Annotated in this window: 18 protein-coding genes and 1 riboswitch; of the genes, 10 read left to right on the plus strand and 8 right to left on the minus strand. The window is 43.2% G+C overall.

The genetic code is table 11. The features are described from left to right. Positions 1-3: 3 nt before the first annotated feature. Entirely contained in the window at positions 4-894 is an 891-nt protein-coding gene (locus BTV98_RS07595) for an alpha/beta fold hydrolase (protein WP_058367867.1), read from the minus strand. 36 nt (positions 895-930) lie between these two features. Next, positions 931-2,838 (minus strand): ABC transporter ATP-binding protein, encoded by a 1,908-nt coding sequence (locus tag BTV98_RS07600; RefSeq protein ID WP_058367868.1) that lies wholly within the window; start codon positions 2,836-2,838, stop codon positions 931-933. A 337-nt stretch (positions 2,839-3,175) separates the two neighbouring features. Here BTV98_RS07600 and BTV98_RS07605 point away from each other — a divergent pair, with 337 nt between their 5' ends. Beyond that, positions 3,176-4,066, plus strand: a complete 891-nt coding sequence (locus tag BTV98_RS07605) for a hypothetical protein (protein WP_058367869.1) — start codon at positions 3,176-3,178, stop codon at positions 4,064-4,066. A 322-nt stretch (positions 4,067-4,388) separates the two neighbouring features. Beyond that, positions 4,389-5,279 (plus strand): fructose bisphosphate aldolase, encoded by an 891-nt coding sequence (locus BTV98_RS07610; RefSeq protein WP_058367870.1) that lies wholly within the window; start codon positions 4,389-4,391, stop codon positions 5,277-5,279. Between the two features lie 87 nt (positions 5,280-5,366). Here BTV98_RS07610 and thiC read toward each other — a convergent pair whose 3' ends face one another. The 3 genes from thiC to argH all read right to left on the minus strand — a co-directional run bounded on the left by thiC (position 5,367) and on the right by argH (position 9,681). Beyond that, the gene (thiC, locus tag BTV98_RS07615; RefSeq protein ID WP_143505694.1) at positions 5,367-7,340 is read right to left on the minus strand and encodes a phosphomethylpyrimidine synthase ThiC; all 1,974 of its coding nucleotides are present in this window, start codon (positions 7,338-7,340) and stop codon (positions 5,367-5,369) included. A gap of 235 nt (positions 7,341-7,575) precedes the next feature. Beyond that, positions 7,576-7,692, minus strand: a riboswitch (TPP riboswitch). Positions 7,693-7,782: 90 nt separating this feature from the next. Beyond that, a complete protein-coding gene (locus tag BTV98_RS07620; RefSeq protein WP_058367763.1) occupies positions 7,783-8,073 on the minus strand; it encodes an oxidative damage protection protein in 291 nt (96 codons plus the stop codon). 234 nt (positions 8,074-8,307) lie between these two features. Continuing rightward, a complete protein-coding gene (argH, locus tag BTV98_RS07625; protein WP_058367770.1) occupies positions 8,308-9,681 on the minus strand; it encodes an argininosuccinate lyase in 1,374 nt (457 codons plus the stop codon). 227 nt (positions 9,682-9,908) lie between these two features. Here argH and BTV98_RS07630 point away from each other — a divergent pair, with 227 nt between their 5' ends. The 6 genes from BTV98_RS07630 (at position 9,909) to BTV98_RS07655 (ending at position 16,143) form a co-directional block, all read left to right on the plus strand. Next, entirely contained in the window at positions 9,909-10,955 is a 1,047-nt protein-coding gene (locus BTV98_RS07630) for a sensor histidine kinase (protein ID WP_227511667.1), read from the plus strand. Between the two features lie 463 nt (positions 10,956-11,418). After that, entirely contained in the window at positions 11,419-12,156 is a 738-nt protein-coding gene (locus BTV98_RS07635) for a LytTR family DNA-binding domain-containing protein (RefSeq protein ID WP_058367765.1), read from the plus strand. 241 nt (positions 12,157-12,397) lie between these two features. Next, the gene (gene hemC / locus BTV98_RS07640) at positions 12,398-13,423 is read left to right on the plus strand and encodes a hydroxymethylbilane synthase (protein WP_058367766.1); all 1,026 of its coding nucleotides are present in this window, start codon (positions 12,398-12,400) and stop codon (positions 13,421-13,423) included. A 166-nt stretch (positions 13,424-13,589) separates the two neighbouring features. Further along, positions 13,590-14,555, plus strand: coding sequence for a uroporphyrinogen-III synthase (locus BTV98_RS07645; protein WP_058367767.1), 966 nt, complete (start codon positions 13,590-13,592; stop codon positions 14,553-14,555). 59 nt (positions 14,556-14,614) lie between these two features. After that, complete coding sequence (locus BTV98_RS07650) at positions 14,615-15,559, plus strand: hypothetical protein (protein WP_058367768.1); 945 nt, start codon at positions 14,615-14,617, stop codon at positions 15,557-15,559. 131 nt (positions 15,560-15,690) lie between these two features. Then, the gene (locus BTV98_RS07655) at positions 15,691-16,143 is read left to right on the plus strand and encodes a thioesterase family protein (RefSeq protein ID WP_143505720.1); all 453 of its coding nucleotides are present in this window, start codon (positions 15,691-15,693) and stop codon (positions 16,141-16,143) included. 106 nt (positions 16,144-16,249) lie between these two features. Here the strand turns inward: BTV98_RS07655 and ribBA are convergent, their stop codons facing one another. Together ribBA and BTV98_RS07665 are read right to left on the minus strand one after the other, a co-directional pair. Beyond that, positions 16,250-17,383 carry a bifunctional 3,4-dihydroxy-2-butanone-4-phosphate synthase/GTP cyclohydrolase II gene (gene ribBA / locus BTV98_RS07660; RefSeq protein WP_075103324.1) on the minus strand — a complete coding sequence of 378 codons (1,134 nt, stop codon included), beginning with the start codon at positions 17,381-17,383 and terminating at the stop codon, positions 16,250-16,252. A 93-nt stretch (positions 17,384-17,476) separates the two neighbouring features. After that, positions 17,477-18,766: a replication-associated recombination protein A gene (locus tag BTV98_RS07665; RefSeq protein ID WP_075103325.1), complete on the minus strand. Its 1,290-nt coding sequence runs from the start codon at positions 18,764-18,766 to the stop codon at positions 17,477-17,479. Between the two features lie 319 nt (positions 18,767-19,085). Between BTV98_RS07665 and BTV98_RS07670 the strand changes: the two genes are divergently transcribed. Together BTV98_RS07670 and BTV98_RS07675 are read left to right on the plus strand one after the other, a co-directional pair. Then, positions 19,086-19,610, plus strand: coding sequence for a type IV secretion protein Rhs (locus tag BTV98_RS07670; RefSeq protein WP_075103326.1), 525 nt, complete (start codon positions 19,086-19,088; stop codon positions 19,608-19,610). Between the two features lie 124 nt (positions 19,611-19,734). Further along, on the plus strand, positions 19,735-20,685 hold the full coding sequence (locus BTV98_RS07675; protein ID WP_143505696.1) for a hypothetical protein: 951 nt from the start codon (positions 19,735-19,737) through the stop codon (positions 20,683-20,685). 88 nt (positions 20,686-20,773) lie between these two features. Here BTV98_RS07675 and gltA read toward each other — a convergent pair whose 3' ends face one another. Then, on the minus strand, positions 20,774-22,069 hold the full coding sequence (gene gltA, locus BTV98_RS07680; RefSeq protein ID WP_075103327.1) for a citrate synthase: 1,296 nt from the start codon (positions 22,067-22,069) through the stop codon (positions 20,774-20,776). Between the last annotated feature and the right edge of the window lie 365 nt (positions 22,070-22,434).

Here is a 22,434-nt window from a genome sequence, read left to right on the forward strand (position 1 = left end):
GGTTTATCTATTGTCTCTATAGTGCTCATTTATGATCTGCGCACATAATTCAGGCGCTTCCATCGGTAACAAATGCCCATATTCAGACAGTGATATTAGGCTGTTGTCAGGTACGAATTTTTGCCATTGTTTACGGACTTTATGGTTAATAAATAAAGTGGGCTTGCCTGTGACCAGTGTATAAGGACAGCGTAGTTTTTTAAGAGCACTATCAATATGCGGCGTACCAAAATAGTTGGCAAGCTCTTGTTCTGGATCGAAGATTAAAGAGTAGCTGCCGTCAGTATTAGCAGCGAGGCTTTGCTCAGCGAATACTAGCAAATGTTCATCACTGATACGTCTGTACGCGCGTTGCTTGCGCAGATGCTCGTAGTAATCATTGATACTTGACCATCTGGTTTGCTTGGTCAGGGTGCTCTTAAACGGTTCACGGCTAAGCATAAAAGCACGTGGGAGTAGGTTATATAATGCGGTTTGTTTTTTGGTAAAGGTGACCGGCTCAATAAGATACAGCTGCGAGAATAGATCAGGACGCTTAGCTGCTGCCATCGCCGTTGCAGTCGCTCCTTGGGAGTGTCCAATACCGATAATAGGCTTGTCTTGAGTCTTATCCAAAAACTCAATAAGCATATCGGCATCTTGCTCACGAGTTAGGCACCGAGCTTTAGGCTTATCATACCAATAGCCACGCAGCGCCAGCGAGATGATATCGAAGTTATCTGCAAGTTCGGTTAGTAGCGGGGAGTAAGTACCAACCGTAAAGCTGTTGCCACCATAAAAATGGGCAGGTGGACGTTTTTGCGTCATGGTTTTCTCTGAGCTATTGAGCTGATGGAGGTCGTAATAACGTGCTTGTTTGCCGCTGATATCGATACTATTTGTAAATGCTTCCATGTTAAGGCTTCCCTTTTTATTATTTTTGGATGAAGATTAGTTGTCTTCACCCAAAAAACCACCGCTTTGACGCTGCCATAATCCAGCATAGACACCTTTTAGTGCTAACAATTCGTCATGGCTACCTTGTTCGATAATCTGTCCTTTATCCATAACGACCAATCTATCTAGTGCAGCAATCGTTGATAGACGATGCGCGATAGCAATAACGGTTTTACCAGTCATAATGTCATTTAAGCTTTCGGTAATGGCAAATTCAATCTCAGAATCAAGCGCACTGGTTGCCTCATCTAAAAGCAAAATAGGAGCGTTTTTTAACATGACACGTGATATGGCAATACGCTGACGTTGTCCGCCAGAGAGTTTGACGCCGCGCTCACCAACTTGGGTATCAAGACCGGTATTGCCTTTGTCATCATATAAGTCTTTGATAAAGTCCCAAGCTTGAGCTTGCTTGGTCGCAAAAATAATCTCTTCATCCGTGGCATCAGGACGACCGTAAGCGATGTTTTCACGAACAGTACGATGCAGGAGTGAGGTATCCTGAGTGACCATACCAATCTGCTGACGCAATGACTCTTGCGTGACTTCGTCAATTGCTTGTCCATCGATGTAAATCTTACCGCTATCGACATCAAAAAAGCGTAAGAGCAAATTAACCAAGGTTGACTTACCAGCACCTGAGCGTCCCACCAAACCAATCTTCTCACCGGGTTTGATATCTAAATAAAAGCTATCAAGTAGTTTGATTGGTGCAGATGTAAGAGTAGGGCTGCTATCACCAGACTCACTAGCCATTACATTTTCAGTATTCTCATCTTCATAACTAAAGTCAACGTTGTCGAATACGATATGTCCATCAGTAACTTTTAACGCAGAAGCATTAGGCATATCAATGATGGTCTGAGGCGCTGATAAAGTCCGCATGCCATCTTGTACAGTACCGATACTCTCAAACAAGGTAGCCGTCTGCCACATAATCCAACGAGTGAGACCATTAAGGCGTAGCGCCATAGCAGTCGCTGCGGCAATAGCGCCAACGCCTACTGCACCTTGCTGCCATAAATATAATCCTATCCCAGCAGTACTGCTCACTAAGATGACACTAATCAGATGCGTTGATACTTCAAGATAGCTGACCCAGCGCATCTGGGCATGTACCGTTCCCAAAAACTGTCCCATAGCGTTTTTGGCGTAACCCAACTCACGGCGTGAGTGACTAAACAGCTTGACCGTCATAATATTGGCATAGGCATCGGTAATACGCCCGACCATCAAAGCGCGGGCATCCGCTTGCACAATAGCAGTGCGTTTTAACCGTGGAATAAAAAACCAAATGGTGAGGCCCACTAAGACAAACCAGATAACAAAAGGGGTTAGTAATAAGCTATCAAGATTGAATAGAATAATACCAGAAGTAATAAAGTATACAGTCACGTAGGTAAACATGTCAGTGACAGTCATAACAGTATCACGTACTGCCAGTGCCGTTTGCATCACTTTTGCTGAGACTCGACCAGAGAATTCGTCTTGATAAAACTGCATGGACTGACCTAACATGCGCTGATGAAAACGCCAGCGCATTTGCATGGGAAACACGCCTTGCAAAGTCTGAAAATGTATAAAAGACGACAAGGCAATCCATAACGGACTTAATATCAACACTGCAAGCATGAGGAGTAATAGGTCGCCTTTTTCTGCCCATAGATTTTGCGGGGTATAGATACCAAGCCAATCGACTATGTTGCCAATCCAAGCAAATAGCATTGCCTCATAAACACCAATACCGGCGGACAAAACCATAAAAAGCAACAGCCATCCGCGCAGGCCTTTAGTACATGCCCACAAAAACTTTAATAGCCCATCAGTAGGTGAGGGCAATGGCATAGGCGTATCAGGAAAGGCAGAAAGACGGTTTTCAAAAAAACGAAATAGAGCATTCATAGGCAATGACGATACGCCCAAGATAAGTGGTATTAGACACTATCTTGGACAATTACTTGTGTTGTTAGGATTGTGTGCTATTTTAGCAAAACTTCGCGCTTACCCCTGCATGCTAATTGTAATTTGAACGCAGCAGGACATGTTTGGCGCTAGTTGATAAAAACTACTATAAATAAATTGCTGTACAAAAAGTATTTTGTTACCTTTCACTGCTTTGTAGTATTCGACAACCTAACTTAGTCAAGTATGAAGCATTGAAAACAACTGTGCCAAGATTTTTCGCACTGGTCAAAGAATGAAAAATACGCAAAATTGCGACTCAATAAGGTAGAAGTTGATGATGTATTTAACGATTGCGGTGCTTTGTAGTGTCGCTGTTTCTGTTCTACTCAAAGTACTACGACAAAAAAACATAGATATCCGTCAAACGATCGTCGCCGGTTATCCAGTCGCTTTTTTGCTTACTTGGCTATTACTAAAGCCAGAAGTGAGTAGTATTAATACGCTTGGCAGTGCATGGGGTATCATTATTGCGCTTGGCATACTGCTACCTACAGTATTTGTGGTTCTAGGACGAGCCATCGAAGCCGTCGGAATGGTGGCAACCGATGCTGCTCAACGTTTATCATTGATTATACCTATCATTGCCGCTTTTCTATTATTTGGCGAAGTGTTGACTGGCACCCGTATATTGGGGCTAGCGTTAGGGTTTTTAGCACTTGGCGCACTGATTTATCGCCCAAAACAAACCAATAACTCTAATGTGAGTAGCAATAACAAAACGAATCAGATGACTCATAAACACTCTGCGCTAAGAACACCTTTATGGCTTTTTGGCGTGTGGGCAGGTTATGGCGTTATTGATATTTTATTCAAACAAGTTGCTAAACAAGGGACGGCATTTCCTCTGACTTTGTTTGTCAGTTTTGGTCTAGCAGGGGTATTATTATTTGTATATTTACTTATCACTCGCGTGCGCTGGCAAGGTAATGCCCTTGTCGCAGGATTACTGCTCGGTGCGCTGAATATGGGTAATATCTATGCTTATGTGCGTGCGCATCAAATGTTGTCTGACTCGCCAAGTATTGTATTTACTGGTATGAATGTTGGAGTCATTGCAGTAGCAACTATTATTGGGGTAGGTGTGTTCAAGGAGTCACTCAATCGTATCAACATGCTAGGATTGTTGTTAGCAGTAAGCTGCGTTGCCGTTCTATTCTTAGCTTAAAGACATTACATTTGTGAAGTCAGTCATATAACAAATAATGCAAAATTTATTGGCAATTTCTATGATGATGGAATTTTGTAGGTGAACAGTAGGTTAGGTTTGTATATTCTCAATTCAATATATATAATAAAACATAATATTACCATACACAAAATCAACAACTGTTCTCAAAATACATTGATTGTTAACTTATCGAATATAGGCACATAGCACGTCCTATGTTAAGGTTGCTTATAGTTGAAACATATGCAAGTTGTCGTATACCGCCCAATCTAGCAAAGTAAACATTTACCCTTATTAATCATTAGAGGATGTATCGTTAATGGAATATCAAAAGCAATTACAACGAATAAAAGAAGGTTCAGGGTTTATCGCAGCACTTGATCAAAGTGGTGGTAGTACTCCTAAGGCTCTCGAGAACTATGGTGTCACTGGTGATGCGTATGACAATGACGAGGCTATGTTTGACCTTGTACATGAGATGCGTGCTCGGATCATGACTTGCGACTGCTTTGATAATGAACGTGTTCTTGGAGCAATTTTGTTTGAAGATACGATGGATCGCGAAGTTAATGGTAAGCCAACAGCCAACTATCTGTGGGAAGACAAAAACATTGTACCGTTTTTAAAAGTCGATAAAGGCTTGGCAGAACAAATGAGTGGCGTACAAGTGATGCGTCCAATTCCTAATTTGGAAACGTTGTTAGATAAAGCCCAAAACTATCCAGTGTTTGGTACCAAAATGCGTTCAGTTATTTATGAACCAAGCGCTGATGGTATTGAACTGGTTGTCCAGCAGCAGTTTGACGTTGCAAAGCAAATTATTTCTAAAGGCTTTATGCCAATTGTTGAGCCAGAAGTAAATATTGATAGTGCTAATAAGCATGATTGCGAGTTACTACTGAAAGCTGATATTTTACGTAATCTTGTGCGTTTAAACGATGATCACCAAGTGATGCTCAAACTGACATTGCCTGAAGAAGAGGGTTTTTACCAAGAGCTGATCGATCATCCAAAAGTGTTAAGAGTCGTTGCATTATCTGGCGGTTATAGTCGTAGCGATGCTTGTGAAAAGCTCAAGAAAAATCCAGGTATGATTGCCAGTTTCTCACGTGCCTTTACTGAAGGGTTGAGTAAGCAGCAAAGCGATAAAGAGTTTGCCGATACCATTAATGCCTCTATTGACGAGATTTATAAAGCGTCAAAGGTTTAAGCGGGTCTTTTACTAAGAAATTAGCTATCAAAAAAAGCGCTACTGATTAGTAGCGCTTTTTTGTGGGACAAAAGTTAATTCTGACTATCACAATTCTTTATACAGCTGACGTCCCTCGCTATGGTATTTTTCAGTCATTTGCGCCATGCCCTGCTCAATCTCTGCTGCGCTCATAGCGTCTGCGCCCAGATCTTCTTTAACATCCAAACCCTTGGCGTACTCGCGCACGTTTTGGGTGATTTTCATTGAGCAGAACTTGGGGCCACACATTGAGCAAAAGTGTGCTGATTTATGTGCGTCTTTTGGCAGCGTTTCGTCGTGGTATTCTCGTGCAGTATCAGGGTCGAGTGCTAGATTAAACTGATCATCCCAGCGGAACTCAAAGCGCGCTTTGGATAATGCATTATCACGTGCTTGTGCCCCTGGATGCCCTTTAGCGAGATCAGCAGCGTGAGCGGCAATTTTATAAGTGATGATACCGTCCTTGACATCCTTTTTATTTGGCAAACCGAGATGTTCCTTGGGCGTGACATAACAAAGCATCGCCGTGCCAAACCAGCCAATCATGGCTGCACCAATGGCACTAGTAATATGGTCATAACCAGGAGCAATATCAGTCGTTAACGGTCCTAAAGTATAAAAAGGCGCATCTGCACATAGCTCAAGCTGCAAGTCCATGTTTTCTTTAATACGGTTCATCGCCACGTGTCCAGGCCCTTCAATCATCACCTGTACATCGTGCTTCCAAGCGACTTGCGTCAGCTCACCAAGCGTACGTAGCTCGCCAAATTGCGCTTCGTCATTGGCATCTTGCAAACAGCCGGGACGCAGACCATCGCCTAAGCTAAATGCCACATCGTACTGTTTCATGATTTCGCAGATATCTTCAAAATGCGTGTATAAAAAGCTCTCTTCATGATGGGCAAGGCACCACTGCGCCATGATTGAGCCGCCACGAGAAACGATGCCTGTTAAGCGATTGGCAGTCAATGGTACATAGCGCAGCAGCACGCCTGCGTGAATGGTGAAGTAATCAACGCCTTGTTCGGCTTGCTCAATCAGCGTATCGCGGAATATCTCCCACGTCAGGTCTTCGGCGATGCCGTCGACTTTTTCTAATGCTTGATAAATTGGTACCGTACCGATGGGCACAGGCGAGTTGCGAATTAACCATTCACGAGTCTCATGGATATGATTGCCTGTCGACAAATCCATAATGGTATCTGCGCCCCAGCGCGTCGCCCACGTCATCTTCGATACTTCTTCATCGATAGAGGAGCCAAGCGCTGAGTTACCAATATTGGCGTTAATTTTCACTAAGAAATTGCGCCCGATAATCATCGGCTCGGACTCAGGGTGATTGATATTATTTGGGATAATCGCGCGACCTGCCGCGACCTCGCTACGAACAAACTCAGGCGTGATAACTTTCGGGGTATTGGCACCGAAGCTCTCGCCATCGTGTTGGCGCATATCAGTCATCTCATGCTGCTTTTGCGTCTCGCGAATAGCGATATATTCCATTTCTGGGGTAATGATACCGCGACGTGCATAATGCATTTGCGTGACATTCTTTCCTACTAACGCGCGGCGTGGCTTGTCGATATGGGCAAAACGTAGATTGGCTGTGGTGATATCACGAGCACGGGCAAGACCATATGAACTAGATAGACCGTCTAGCTGTTCGGTATCACTGCGCTCCGCTATCCAGCCCTCGCGCAGTTTTGGCAAGCCACGGGTCAGGTCTATATCGACGTTGGGGTCGGTATAGACGCCTGAGGTGTCATAGACATAAAACGGCGGGTTTTGCTCCCAGTTGGACTCATCAACACCCTGAATAGGCGTGGGGTCAAGCGTGATCTTGCGCATTGGCACTTGGATATCGGGTCTTGAGCCTTCGATATAGACTTTTTTGGAGGCAGGGAGAATGCGGTGTAAGTCGCGCGCGTCTTCTTCAAAACGGACATCTTTTTGGTTACGATGCGCAGGCGTTTTTAACGCGTCTGCTTTTTTATTAGAGGCGTTTTGCTGGATTTTTGGGGGTACGGTTGAGGTTGTCATATGCTGTCCTAGCGTGTTGGTTTTTGAATAAAATCAACACCGCCAGTAGCTGCGGGGTAAGCATTAATTATCCCTATACTTTTGATTGAATAAAACCATCTCCTACTAAAACTAGTCAAAGATAATTTTAAAAATCAGTGAACGCAACTTAGTATTGACCGTCACTCTAAAATTTAATGAGTAAAAATAATGACGGTAACAAAAAGGCATTTCTGCGCGCCCTTTAGTTAGGTATAACTAAAGCTTAAGACTTCCCTGCGTCGGTACTAACCGCATCAGGTTCGGCGGGTGATCTCTCAGCGAATGTACAAAGGCAGTCAACCATTCGTACACCGCACCCCGAGTCTGTCAGTGTTGTAAATCAGCTTTATACTAGCAAACTTCTATAACAAATTATAGTTATTTACCAAGCGTGCCAATATTAGCTTTATCGGTTTAGGTTTTAAGTCTCTGGTGTCCAGCCTTGTGCACGCTCATAATCTTCGTTGTCTAAAAACTTCTCACGTTGCTCAGTTAAGAATTTCTTAGCTTGAGGGTCCAACATACTTAGGTGGTTCTCATTGATCAGCATCGTCTGCTGTTCAAGCCACTCTTTCCATGCTTTATCAGAGACCGTTTCTTGTAGCTCTTGACCTTTTTTATTAGGAAAAGGCGGATGCGGCATCTTTGGCAGTTCTTGCTGGTATTTGCGACAAAAAACGGTATTGGCTTGCGGGTTAAAACTCTCAGTCACAGGGCGCTCCTTATTAAGTAAATTATTGATTTATTAAGTCGAATATTGATATCTATCTATGATAGCGGTCTTAGACCGTTTAGCCAAGGGTATCAGGTGTATAGAAGGTAACAGTAAACCGGCTTCATATAAATTTTGGCAATGGTATGACAAATAAAAACACTCGCCCTAACTCATGCATATTAGGAGCGAGTGTTAAATATACAATCTAAAGCGGTTTTTTAGATCAGGCGTTTAAGCAAACGCTTTTAAGCGTGCACGACCATTAATGACCGCTTGCTTGACTTGATTGGGTGCAGTGCCACCTAGATGATCACGAGCAGCCAATGAACCCTCAAGCGTCAAGTAGTCAAAGACGTCATCACCGATTGCATCGCTAAACTGTTGCAGTTGCGCTAGTGATAAGTCGCTTAGATCAACGCCTTCTTTAATACCTAGCGCAACGGCATTGCCAACGACTTCGTGCGCGTCACGAAATGCTACACCGCGGCGCACCAGATAGTCTGCTAGGTCGGTCGCAGTGGCATAACCCTTCATGGTCGCTTCACGCATGGCCTCGATATTAGGGGTGATATTGGGCAACATATCAGCAAAAGCGAGTAGCGAACCAGTTAAGGTGTCGACGCAATCAAACAAAGGCTCTTTGTCTTCTTGATTGTCTTTATTGTAGGCAAGTGGCTGGTTCTTCATCAGACTAAGTAGCGTCATTAATTGCCCATAAACACGCGCTGTTTTACCGCGCACTAATTCTGGCACGTCAGGGTTTTTCTTTTGCGGCATGATAGATGAACCGGTACAGAAACGGTCCGGTATCTGCACAAAATTAAACTGTGCCGACATCCACAAGATAATCTCTTCACTCATGCGTGATAGATGCATCATTAGGATGGAAGCGTTTGAGGTAAATTCAATGGCAAAATCACGATCTGACACGGCATCTAATGAGTTTTGACAAATACCTTCAAAACCTAACAACTCAGCGGTAATAGTACGATCAATAGGAAACGTTGTACCAGCGAGGGCAGCACTACCAAGTGGCATCTGATTGATACGGCGGCGCGTATCGACCAGGCGCTCGGTATCACGATATAACATCTCAAACCATGCCATCACGTGGTGACCAAAGCTTACTGGCTGCGCCGTTTGTAAATGAGTAAAGCCTGGCATAATCGTGTCAGTATGTTGTTCAGCTAGGCTAAGTAGGCCACTTTGTAGACGTACTAACAGTGCGATAACATTGTCAGTCTCTTCGCGCAGCCACAAGCGTATATCGGTTGCAACCTGATCATTACGGCTACGTCCCGTATGTAGTTTTTTGCCAACCGCTCCGACAATACTAGTCAAGCGCGACTCAACATTCATGTGCACGTCTTCAAGCGCAATTGACCAGTTAAACGTTCCAGCTTCAATCTCGCGTAAGACTTGTTGTAAGCCGTCAATAATGGTTGCGACTTCGTCAGCTGTTAAAATATCGCACTCTTTGAGCATAGTTGCATGGGCAATCGAGCCTTCGATATCATGACGTGCAAAGCGCTGGTCAAAGCCGACCGAAGCTGTGAATGCTGCAACGAAGCTATCAGTCGCTTCACTAAAGCGTCCACCCCACATTTGTTGTCCTGGTGCGCTGTTTTCAGGTTGGCTACTTGGCATATGGTTGTCCGGATAAGAGGCATCTGTGTTAGAATCAGCAGAGGCACGTGAATTATTATCTTGCTTGGGATTACTAGAATTTGAAGAATTGGCGTTCATATTGGTCTAAGACAAGTCAGAAAAATAAGAGCTCAAGTATAGCAAAGGATGAGGTCGCCTTACTAGCTGAGCGCTTAGAGTTTTTCATGCCCAAGCTTATAGAGATGATGAAGCCTTGGCAATGGATGCTCTACATCTTTTTTTGGGCGCTATTTGTGACGTCGATTGATCGTCACGACCTAGCCACTTGGCCTCAGTTTTTCGTTAAATTTTTGAGCAGAATTGTTCAATATACTTTGAGTATCATCCCATCTTTATATCTTATAGATTACCTACGGCCTATCTTTAAACGCGAAAATCCTATCAATGTCAGTATGAAAATACTGCTTTTGTTTGCGATTACGTCGGCTGTGTCTGCGACTTTAGTTATGCTGGTTATGATCAATACTGGCTGGCTGGTTTATGAGCGTAAAGCGTTTATTCTAAACGTATTATTCAATATTGTGATTACGGTTGGCTTCACTTTGGTGTTTATGATGTACTTTATCAGGCGTTATCGTGAGCTGATTGCTCTAAAGCAGTCATTTGAGCATAAATTAACTGCTCAAAACGATTTGATAAAAGCTCGTATTGCCCCGCACTTTTTTTTCAATACAGTGAATAGTCTGGTATCTCTTATTGAGTCCAATCCACCAAAGGCCGCTGAACTTTTGCATCATGTATCAGCCCTGTTTCGTGCCGCTTTTGATGGGACGCGCGAGATCAGCTTTGAAGAAGAAGTCGCACTTTGCGAGCATTATTTAGCCATTGAATCGAGTCGTTTGGGCGAAAAGCTGGTCGTCAATTGGAATCTTCCTGATGATGACGTCATGTACGATATGGTGATTACGGCCTTAACTCTGCAAAGCGTCCTCGAAAAAATGCTACTCAATGTCGTTGAGATGACGACTGAAACTATTTTTATTGATATTACAATAAAGTGGCAACAGCACCGGGTTACTATTACTGTTACTGTCCAGTTGCCCAGCAAGACCTTAATGGTCGTCCATGACCTACGTCGACATGTAAATTTTCATATTCAAGCTGAGCGCCTTCGGGCTTATTTTGATCAGAGTGCGGACATACAAAGTGATGTCACCAATGAGCGAATAGTGACTGTCATCCACTATCCTTTATATGATGTGGGCATTTAGTGGACGATAGGCTATGCAAGGTAAATTGTCTAAGCCAATTTCTAGCATTTGTTTTAAATCGTGCCATTTTTCTACCTTTTATTCAAATATTACTACCGCCAATATAAACATGGCATATTTATTGCTCTTTATCTTGTATAACCTTACTTTAAAGAATAAATCAGTAAAATACATTTTGACTCATTAACTAACTTATAATGAAAGGTTTTAAGTCCAAAACTGCGTAAGTGCTATGTCGCCTTGCCTGTTCTAATAACATATAAAGGACAAACACTCTCTAAAAATTATGCAAGCTTTATTGTTTGATGAGAGTAATATAGAGGCTAGTTCTCGGTGTCTAACTAATTAATTATAGAGTCACTAAATAATCGTTTTATGTATGCTGAGCTACTACGTTTTTGTACAAATATAATCTTAAAGGTAGTTAATAGTATAATTATTATGCTGTAAGAGAGGAGTCTACATGCGGATTGTAGTTTGTGATGATGAGCCACTTGCTCGTGAGCGCTTGGTCAGAATCGTGCAAGAATCAGGGTACGAAGTTGTTGCCCAAGCAACTACTGGCGCCGAGGCTATAACGGCAGTGAAAGTACAGCAGCCTGATATAATATTGCTCGATATACGTATGCCAGAAATGGATGGGGTGCGCTGTGCCCAAGCGCTAAATGAGCTTGAACACCCGCCCGCTATTATTTTTGTTACTGCCTACGATCATTATGCCATTGCCGCATTTAAAGCAAATGCCATTGGCTATTTACTAAAACCGGCCAATAAAGACGAACTAATAGAAGCCTTAAGTCAAGCAAAAAACCTAAATGCCGCTCAGTTAAATGAGATTCGTAAGCTTGAAGATCCCACTGCTCGACCTGTTCGTGAACATATCGCAGCGCGTACGCATCGCGGTGTGGAGCTGATTAAACTTAAAGATATCTATTACTTCACTGCTGATCAAAAGTATGTCAAAGTCCGTCATAAAGAAGGCACAGTACTTATTGATGAGACGCTAAAAGAGCTTGAGCAAGAGTTTGAAAGTCGACTTTTTCGAGTCCATCGTAATGCGATCATTAACCTAGGGTTTTTGGATTACTTAGAGACAGTAGATTCAGGTCAGTATCAAGTACGCTTTAAAGGACTGGATGAAACGTTATCGGTTAGCCGGCGACATCTGCCAGCGCTACGAGAGAAAATCCAAAGTATGTAATCGTTACTGCTGACTATGGAAAAGACCAGGACGTATGCGTCTTCACTGTTATGCACGAATAACCAGTTACTTATAAATAGTTAGTAACAACCAAAATCTCTCAGTCATATCTTCATACCCTTATTTATGCTTAAATAGGGGTATTTTTTTGCGTCAGACAAAAATTCTTACCTAATAAAGGCATGCAAGCAGCAGGTTTACTGGCGCATTAGACTTAGTATTAACAATTTTAAGGCTTATCATGAGTAATACACAGCTATCTGATTTACATACCTTGAATATTGCTACCCGTCAAAGTCCACTTGCGCTCTGGCAAGCAGAGCATATTCGCGATCGATTGTTAAAGCTATATCCAGAGCTGACAATTAATCTACTAAAAATCGTCACTAAAGGTGACAAGATATTAGACACGCCATTGGCAAAAATAGGCGGTAAAGGCTTATTCGTCAAAGAGTTAGAGCAAGCCTTATACGATGGGCAGGCGGATATTGCGGTGCACTCACTAAAAGATGTCCCCATGCAGCTACCTGAAGGACTGACATTAGGGGTTTACTGCAAGCGCGAAGCGCCGACCGACGCCTTTGTCTCCAATACTTATAATAATATTGATGAGTTGCCACAAGGGGCGATCGTCGGTACTGCAAGTTTACGTCGTCAATGTCAAATCAAAGCCTATCGTCCAGATTTGCAAATTAAGACCTTGCGCGGCAACGTTGGCACACGCCTAGGTAAACTTGACGCAGGCGATTATGATGCCATTATTTTGGCGACCAGCGGTTTACAACGTATTGAGCTTGATGAACGTATCCGCGGGGAGCTGGCTATCGATACTTGTTTGCCAGCCGTCGGTCAAGGGGCGTTAGCCATTGAATGCCGTCAAGACGATACCAACGTATTAGAGCTACTCGCCCCCTTAAATGATGACAAAGCTCGCATTCGTCTCATCGCTGAGCGCGCGTTAAATCGTCATCTAGAAGGTGGTTGCCAAGTTCCGATTGCAGCTTATGCCGTATTGCAGACAGATGAGACAACAGAAGCTACTACCGTTTATGACAACGATGATAACGGCAGTCATTTATGGTTGCGCGGCCGTGTTGGGCAAGCAGATGGTAGTGAATTACTCAAAGCTGAAAAGCGCATCGTATTGTCTGGCACGCAAGCGGAAAAAGAAGATCAAGCAAATCAGTTAGGTATTGATGTCGCTAAAATGTTACTTGTTGACGGTGCAGGGGCTATCTTGTCAGCGATCTATCACCCTGAAACATAAATACTGATAAGTACTGCTGATATAAGCAGCAATGAGCTATGCTATATACCGCTCACGTATATAGCATACAGTTATATAGATCTTAATATTTACATTTTGATATCTACTTTTTAATATCTATGTTAGCTGAATCTAACTACACGATACTTTAAGCAGTGGTAGGCCTATGTCACGCGCATTTTTGTCTCAGTCAACTAATGACTTATCATCGACAGTCGTCATCAATACTCGTCCGCTAGAACGTGCAGCGCCATTGACAGCGCATTTGCAAAATGCAGGCTTCAGCGTTGTCGATATGCCAATGCTCACACTAAAGCCGCGAATAGTAAGCGACGCGGATATCGATTTGATGCAAGACTGGCTGTCAGGTAGTTATGACGCACTCGTTATCGTCAGTCCTACTGCAGCAGCGTCAGGACTAGCAGTCTGGCAAGCCCTTAAAAAGACCACAGAAAGGTCTACTGATGATCTATTGTCAGAATCAAAGACACTTTACCCTAGTCAGCCACCAAGTCATCTGATTGCAGTAGGAGAGGCGACAGCGGCTGTGTTACAAGATTCTAAGTTGCCATTTAAGTATCAGGTGTTACAGCCGAAGGTTGCCAATAATGAAGGTATGCTAGCAATGCCTGAGATTGAGCGTTTGCAAGCTGGTGATAAACTACTCATCTGGCGCGGTTTGGGAGGACGACGGTTATTGGTCGATACGTTAAAAGCGCGCGGTGTGCATATTGACAGTATTGCATGGTATGAGCGTACCCAACCTACCGATGCAAAGGCAAACTATCAGCGATGGGTTAAGCAATTTATTGATCAAAGTACTAATCAAAGTACCAGTCAATCGCAGCAGACTGTACAAGCACAAGTATCTAAGCCTATCGTCATTATCAGTAGTGGTACAGCATTTGAGCATTGGACAGACATCGTTAAGCAGACGCAGTCAGATTTAGATGTCGCCTCAAAAAGTATCATATTACCGACCCTGACAGATTTTAACTATGTGGTTTTGGGTGAGCGCTTAGCCAACATGGTAGCAGCAGAGCAGTTACACTATTGGCAAGTAGAAGATTTGTCTCCTACGACTATCTCGGCTGCCATTAAGCAGGGCAGGTGGTTAGCCATAAAACAGTAAACCTGTCTTGTGCGTTCATTTTTATGTGTCACTAAAACTATCGATAACGGTACCGCTTTATGTCAACCAAGTCTAAAGATTCTACAGCGAATGACTTGTCGGTAAATCAGCAGCAGCAACAGGCACGTATGTTGTTATTACGCTTACAATGGCTGTTTATTTTGTTATTGGTTATCGCTTTAGCTTGGTTATATATTACTCAGCAACGTTTTCAAAACCAAATCAATGAACGTCTACAGAGTAATGAGCATATGGTTAGTCGTCTAAATGAGATGGATGACCGTCTATTTGCTATCAGCCAACGAACGCTACCAGAGCCAAGTAAAACGCCAAACAGCCAAGCACAAAATCAACTTGATTTATTACGTATTCAAATACAGGCAGTCGATAGACTAATAGCAGACAACAATTATAAGGGATCAATTGATTTATTACAGGGTCTACTATGGCAGTTGTCGCAAGATAGTAACGAGATATCGCCAGCGTTGACTATTGTGATTAAACAAAGCTTGACTAAGGATATTGAGCGTTTACAAGCCCAAAGCTCGCAGCCTAGTCCCTGGCAGCTACAAACCTTAGCTATTCAGAATGTTCAAGAGTTTTTGCACCGTTATGTGCGTACCAGCAGTCAGAAAAACAGCGTAGCATTAACTCGTCAGCAATTAGCTGGTCATGAAGTTATTATGGTTTTAAATTTAGCCATTCAAGCCAGCAATATGCGCGAGCAAGATCAGCTGATTGAATACTTAAACCAAGCACAGGCGCAGTTACAGACTTTGGTCAAAGATACCTCTTCTAGCTCGCAAACGAAACCTAGTACCTCATCACAATTATCATTTATGGATAACAAGCCAACGACTGAACAGCAAAAAACTCCGATGACGATGGAGTCACCAGAGGATATTGTAGAAGCAATTGCTTGGCTTGATAAGCTAATCGCTAACACACCCAAGCCCACGCATTTATTGACTACTCAAATGTTGGATAAGCCTGAGCACAAATAGACTTTTAGTATGAGACTGTCAGTATACTCAAGCATTTTGAGCGCTGATACTCTCATACATTTATATGTGGGAACCAAAAATTAAGGCAAATTATGGATAACATTAATCACTCTACACGCTTAACAGCAGACATGCCAACCGATAGCTATCCTGCAGATCTGGCCCATTATCCAGTCATGCATACCCAGCCGATACATTGGGGAGAGATGGATGCTTTTAATCATTTAAACAACGTCGTGTTTTATCGTTATGCTGAGTCGGCGCGTATCGCTTATTTGCAGACCTTAGGGATGTTTGATGGCAATATGGTGACGGTATTGGCCCAATCAAGCTGTCAGTATTTACGTCCAGTTTTTTATCCAGATACCTTGCTATTAGGGGTACGCTGTCAACGTTTGGGTACCACCAGCATCGTGATGGAATATAGCTATTATAGTTGTGCGCAGCAAACTATAGTTGCGACTGCTGAGGCAGTGATTGTCCGGTTGGACAGTGATGGCAAGACCAAACTGCCATGGACGAAAGAGGAGCGTATACGTTTATTAGCGCTCGAACAAAAGGTTGGTCATACCCCTCAATTATAGCGCTCATCCTTTTTAGTTTGTAAGCCGATAGTAAGATAAAAAATAATAAGGCACACTAATCAATCTCATTAGTGTGCCTTATTTAAACTATATAATCTAAGTAGATTTACTCTTGACCCTCTTGATGCAAATCTTGCTTGGGTGCTTGAATAAAGTCAATGACATTCAACTCAAACCCTGATAACGCATAGAATTTCATCGGTGAAGACAAAAGACGCATATCGCGCACACCCAGATGACGCAAAATCTGCGCGCCAACACCAATACTACGATAAGGCTGCTGAGCGATGGTCGAGATCGACTGGTTTTCAGATGCTTTATCTAGTGCATCCCCTAAATCCACAGGTTGATGACTGCCAATCCAAACCAAGACGCCACGCTCTGAAGCACTGATTTCTTCTAAAGCAGATTGGACGCTCCAGCCACCGCGCCCTGTGGTATCGTTTTTGGCTGCAAATAAATCGCGTAGTGGGTGAAAACCATGTACACGTACCGTACTGACGCCTTCGCTAACATCGCCTTTGACTAAAGCCAAATGGGTCTCATCAGCACCGAATTCACGGAAACGATGCAAAGTAAACGTCCCGTATTCAGTCTCAAATGGATGCGACTCAATCTCTTCTACTGTTTGCTCATTAGCGATGCGATAGTTGATAAGATCGGCAATGGTGCCGATTTTGATATCGTGTTCTTTGGCGAATACCTCAAGGTCATCACGGCGTGCCATCGTACCATCAGCATTAATGATTTCTACAATGACGGCTGCAGGTTCAAGTCCTGCGAGGCGCGCCAGATCACAGCCAGCTTCGGTATGTCCGGCACGGTGTAATACACCACCATTTTGTGCCATGATTGGGAAGATATGCCCAGGTTGGACGATGTCTTCTGGCTTCGCCGCTGATGACACTGCTGCTTGGATGGTACGTGCACGATCTGCTGCAGAAATACCAGTAGTGACACCTTCAGCCGCTTCGATAGAAACGGTAAAGTTGGTACTGAATTTTGCTTCGTTACGATCTGACATCAGTGGCAATGCGAGCTGTTGGCAGCGCGCTTGTGACAAGGTTAGACACACCAAGCCACGGGCATGGGTGATCATAAAGTTAATATCTTCAGGACGGACATGCGTGGCTGCCATGATGATATCACCTTCGTTTTCACGATCTTCATCATCCATCAAAATGACCATTTTACCGGCGCGAATGTCTTCAATAATTTCAGGAATCGTATTTAAACTCATAAGGGATCTCAATGTTTTAATATTTATCAATATGTGGAGGGATAAAGATTATCTGCCTATTGTAGCAGATAGGCTAAAAAGCTGTGACTATCGTTACTTACTCGTTGGTGCTTGGCTCTTAAGCCAATCCATAAACTGCTTACTATGCTGTTCGCGCTGATTGTCTGCATACTCATAAAAACGTGTGCCCACTAGATTGTCAGGCAAATAAGTCTGCGGATAATAATGATTGGAGTAGTTATGTGGATAAACATAGCCTTTACCATACCCCTGCTCTTGCATAAGTTTGGTCACCCCATTACGCAAATGCAGCGGTACAGGTGAGGCGTCTTTTTCTACCAGCGACATTGCCGCATTGATCGCATTATAGGTGCTATTACTTTTGGCACTGGTCGCAAGATAGACCACGACTTGCCCTAGAATAATGCGCGCTTCTGGCATACCAATCGACTGCACACTACGCAGCGCAGCATCAGCAAGCAGTAAAGCATTAGGATTGGCATTCCCGATATCTTCACTGGCCAAAATAACCAAGCGCCGAGCTATAAAGTCAGCAGGCTCACCGCCAACAAGCATTCGTGCCATCCAGTATAAAGCGGCATCAGGATCAGAGCCACGTACAGATTTTATCATCGCTGAGACGATATCATAATGCTGCTCGCCATCTTTGTCATAGCGTACTAGCGCAGTTTGCGCTACTCGGCCGACCAGCTTATCATCGATAATAATAGGCGACTGCTTTGGGTCGGCGGTTTGTACCGCCAGCTCCAATAGGTTTAATGCTTTGCGTGCGTCGCCATGCGCTAACTGGCTAATAAAATCCTGCGCTTGCAAATCAATAGATAGCGTTTTTAATACCGTATCTTCTGTGATAGCGCGCGTTAGTACGGCCGCGATTTGCTCTGTATCGAGTGGTTCTAATCGATATACTTGGCAGCGTGAGAGCAGGGCATTATTGACACTAAATGATGGGTTTTCTGTCGTTGCGCCAATCAAAGTAATATCACCAGACTCGACAGCACCTAACAACGCGTCTTGCTGAGCTTTATTAAAGCGATGAATCTCATCAATAAATACTACTGGAGATTCAAAAGCTAATGAATCTTTACTATCTAATACTTCACGTAATTGCTTCACGCCAGTATTGAGTGCTGAGAGTGCATGAAAGGGACGCCCAACTGCATCAGCTAGGAGCATGGCAATCGTCGTCTTACCAATACCTGCTTCCCCATGTAATATTATCGAAGGCAGATGGTTTTGCTCGACCAAGCGCCGTAGCGGTGCACCTTCTGCCAATAAGTGTGCTTGACCAATGATCGCATCAAGAGCGGCAGGGCGCATGCGCTGGGCAAGGGGCGCATCAGCATGAAAATTAAGGGCCATAAGACTCTCTATATTTTTGTAGGCAGCTGCCTATAAATTCGCTACAGTGACAAGTATTTGTATTTGCCATCTCATGTTTACTGTCTGTGTAATACTCGTTTTACATCATACAAGTAGCAGCCAAGCTATAATACTGTCATTATTTAAAATCAGCTAAATAACAGTTTGCGACAGGTTTTTGATAGTTTTTGTGTCAAAAAATCATATAGATTATGTTCTGTATGCTTTTATTTTGTGGTCATAGGCTTTATGTATGGCCTATACATGTATCTATCGGTTAATTAGCCAAAGATGCTATATTTTAATGATGGAGATAATCATGACCTACTCCATAAAGCAGTTATTGAGTCACAGGCTACGTTTATCAAGTCGTTTTGCCAAGCGATCACGCAAGCTTAGCAAGGCAGAAACTAAGCTTGCGCGTTCAGTCTTTGGCGATAGTATCGAGCTTGATGCAGTCCAATTGAAAACGGCATGGTGGGTACTCAAAAATTATGCAGTCAGTCCTAACGGAAATATATACTTTCACCCTGAAGACTGGGTGGCTGATTTTAGCAATGCTAGCCTCAGCAAGCAAAGCTGGCTTATTCATGAGCTCACTCACGTTTGGCAGTTGCAGCAAGGTCTAAAAGTAGTGCGCGGCGCTATTATAAATCGTCGTTATGAGTATGACTTAAAGCTTGGCAAGCCCTTTTTTAAGTATGGTATCGAACAACAAGCACGTATGGTTCAGGACTATTTTATCCGCCATCAGCTGGGCAAGGACTGTCAAGATTTACAAGCTTGTATTCCTTTTTTGACGCCAGAGCCAGATATTAAGAATGATAAGCCGTTCACAGTTTAATCCACAACTCAGATTTTATAATGGTTACTATAAAATATAATTGTCTTGGCAATGACTATTAGCAACATAGAAATAAACAATAAATTGTATCTGCTATATTTGTTTTTAACAAAGGAGCTGTACCTTGATATTTAATTCTTGGAATTCAAAGCCTGACGCGGTTGATAGAATTGGTCAAAAAAGTACCAGAAATAAGAGTGCGAGGATATATTCATTGCAACCAACCAGTGTGGTAGCAGCGATGCTGGCAGGTGCGCTATTACTGACTGGCTGTCAGCAGCAATCAGACCCTACGATAGCAGATGACGATGGTCAAACAAACGCTCAAACTGAGGCCGAAAACACCAGGCCTGCGCCGTTAAGTGCTTCGGCTAAGGCACGTATAGCGCAGTTTCAGCCACTATACGTCGCCCAAATGCAAGGTTTGCAGCGACGTTTGCAAGCAGAGTATGAGGCACTGCAAGCAGCTGATGCTTCTGATAGTGCCACCCCAACATTACTCGATGGCGCGTCTGAACCAGTAGAAAACATAACGGGCCAAAACGACACCAACGCTAGTGCCAACACTAATGCTGGTACTGCCTCTAACACGGCGGTTGAGGGTGCTAGCAATGATGCTGAAACTGAAATAAACGTCAGTACGGAAGTAGGAGAGCGTGATCTAGAAGTATTAAAGCGTATCAGTCTTGAGCCGCGCAAACCCGAAGTACTGACAGAAGAACAAATCATCGACCGTTATCAGCAAGCCATGCAAGCACTCTATCAACCAGCAGCTACTGTACTTAGTGCGCAAAACGCGGATACCTTGCTCAATATCGTCACTTTAGTGCCGCAGTTATTTGAACATGCAGAGATTGCTGAGCGAGTAAACGTAAAGAGTCCTGCCCTCGCGCGCTTGATTATCCAGCATCAAGTATGGCGGCAGATAGAAGCGCAACAAGCTCAAGATATGCAACAAATGAAACTCGCGCAGCAGCAAGAGTTTGAAAGTTTGATGACAAAATTTAATGAGACTATCAAAGACTACGATAAGCAAATTGCTAAATATGAGCAAACCTTGCAAGAGTTTCAGTAATTATCCTTATCATTCTTCATCATTTAAATAACCATAAAAAATCCCGCACAATGGCGGGATTTTTTATGGTTATAATAGCTATTAGGTGTTACTTACGATCTTCAACTTTAACAAAATCGCGCTTAGTTTCACCAGTATATAACTGACGTGGGCGACCGATTTTGAACGGTGCGCTATGCATCTCTAACCAATGGCTGATCCAGCCAGAAGTACGAGCCAATGAGAAAATCACGGTAAACATTGACGTTGGAATACCAATGGCTTTTAGGATAATGCCAGAGTAAAAGTCAACGTTTGGATACAAGTTACGCTCAATGAAGAACGGATCTTCTAGAGCGATTTTCTCTAGTTCCATTGCAAGCTCAAGTTTAGGATCGTTGATACCTAATGCGCCCAATACTTCATCACAAGTCTCTTTCATTACTTGTGCGCGTGGATCAAAGTTTTTGTAGACACGGTGGCCAAAGCCCATCAACTTCACTTCACGGCTTTTCACTTTTTCCATGAACTCAGGCACATTCTCAACAGTACCGATTTCGTCTAACATCTCAAGTACCGCTTCGTTGGCGCCGCCATGTGATGGACCCCATAACGCAGCAATACCAGCAGCGATACAAGCATATGGATTTGCACCAGTAGAACCTGCTAGGCGTACCGTAGAAGTTGAAGCGTTTTGCTCATGATCAGCATGTAGAGTAAAGATTTTGTCCATTGCTTTAGCAATAACAGGGTTTACTTTGTAATCAACATCAGCAGGCGTAGCAAACATCATGTAAATGAAGTTTTCAGCATAATTAAAGTCATTACGCGGATACATGAATGGTTCGCCCTGCGAGTACTTATAACTCATCGCTGCAAGCGCTGGCATTTTGGCGATCAGACGAATAGCAGTGATCTCACGATGCTCTTCGTTGCTGACATCCAAGCTTTCATGATAAAACGCTGATAGCGCACCCACGACCCCAACCATAATGGCCATTGGGTGTGCATCACGGCGAAAGCCTTCAAAGAATTTACGCAGTTGATCATGAACACCTGAATGCTTGCGGATTTTTTCAAAAAAATCTGCTTTTTGTTCTTTGTTAGGTAGCTCGCCATGAATAAGAGCATAAGCAACTTCTAAATACTCAGCGTTGTTTGCCAACTCATCGATAGGATAGCCGCGATGTAGTAACTCACCTTTGCCGCCGTCAATGAAAGTGATCTTTGATTCGACAGGAGCTGTGACCTTAAACCCTGGATCATAAGACCAGTAACCGGCTTCTTGCAAGGCAGCAACATCGATAACTGGGCGGCCTAGTGTCCCGTTAATAATAGGAAGTTGGTATTCCTTACCATCTACTGTTAATGTGGCTTCATTGTTTGACTTAATGTTGTCAGCCATAATTTCCTCTCCATTGGTTTTAGCTTGTTAGAATAAAATACTAACGACACCTATCTTCGTGTCGTTATATGAACAAATATGGATTTAACTAATTTAAGATTGAGGCTATGTTACCAGTAATTTAATACAATTAGAAAAGAGTTTTAGCAGCTATACCGCTGATTCACGTGGTTTCAGGGTATTTCTATTAGGTAATTTTTGTATCAAAATATGTCTGTTGGCTTATTTAGTGCAAATTTGACGTTTTTATGAAAGAAGTAGGAAGACTATTAATCTGATAGAATTTGACTCTTTTTATCTGTTTTACTGTTCTAGGTTTTATGTTGATGCTGTCAAAAACGTATAGCATATGACCAGTAGCACAA

The organism is Psychrobacter sp. Cmf 22.2 (assembly GCF_001921745.1).
Classification (GTDB): Bacteria; Pseudomonadota; Gammaproteobacteria; order Pseudomonadales; family Moraxellaceae; genus Psychrobacter.

Excerpts from the sequence above, each read along its gene's own strand:
- BTV98_RS07595 (WP_058367867.1), bottom strand. The coding sequence starts at position 894 with ATGGAAGCATTTACAAATAGTATCGATATCAGCGGCAAACAAGCACGT.
- BTV98_RS07600 (WP_058367868.1), bottom strand. The coding sequence starts at position 2,838 with ATGAATGCTCTATTTCGTTTTTTTGAAAACCGTCTTTCTGCCTTTCCT.
- BTV98_RS07605 (WP_058367869.1), top strand. The coding sequence starts at position 3,176 with ATGATGTATTTAACGATTGCGGTGCTTTGTAGTGTCGCTGTTTCTGTT.
- BTV98_RS07610 (WP_058367870.1), top strand. The coding sequence starts at position 4,389 with ATGGAATATCAAAAGCAATTACAACGAATAAAAGAAGGTTCAGGGTTT.
- thiC (WP_143505694.1), bottom strand. The coding sequence starts at position 7,340 with ATGACAACCTCAACCGTACCCCCAAAAATCCAGCAAAACGCCTCTAAT.
- argH (WP_058367770.1), bottom strand. The coding sequence starts at position 9,681 with ATGTGGGGTGGACGCTTTAGTGAAGCGACTGATAGCTTCGTTGCAGCA.
- BTV98_RS07630 (WP_227511667.1), top strand. The coding sequence starts at position 9,909 with ATGCCCAAGCTTATAGAGATGATGAAGCCTTGGCAATGGATGCTCTAC.
- BTV98_RS07635 (WP_058367765.1), top strand. The coding sequence starts at position 11,419 with ATGCGGATTGTAGTTTGTGATGATGAGCCACTTGCTCGTGAGCGCTTG.
- hemC (WP_058367766.1), top strand. The coding sequence starts at position 12,398 with ATGAGTAATACACAGCTATCTGATTTACATACCTTGAATATTGCTACC.
- BTV98_RS07645 (WP_058367767.1), top strand. The coding sequence starts at position 13,590 with ATGTCACGCGCATTTTTGTCTCAGTCAACTAATGACTTATCATCGACA.
- BTV98_RS07650 (WP_058367768.1), top strand. The coding sequence starts at position 14,615 with ATGTCAACCAAGTCTAAAGATTCTACAGCGAATGACTTGTCGGTAAAT.
- BTV98_RS07655 (WP_143505720.1), top strand. The coding sequence starts at position 15,691 with ATGCCAACCGATAGCTATCCTGCAGATCTGGCCCATTATCCAGTCATG.
- ribBA (WP_075103324.1), bottom strand. The coding sequence starts at position 17,383 with ATGAGTTTAAATACGATTCCTGAAATTATTGAAGACATTCGCGCCGGT.
- BTV98_RS07665 (WP_075103325.1), bottom strand. The coding sequence starts at position 18,766 with ATGGCCCTTAATTTTCATGCTGATGCGCCCCTTGCCCAGCGCATGCGC.
- BTV98_RS07670 (WP_075103326.1), top strand. The coding sequence starts at position 19,086 with ATGACCTACTCCATAAAGCAGTTATTGAGTCACAGGCTACGTTTATCA.
- gltA (WP_075103327.1), bottom strand. The coding sequence starts at position 22,069 with ATGGCTGACAACATTAAGTCAAACAATGAAGCCACATTAACAGTAGAT.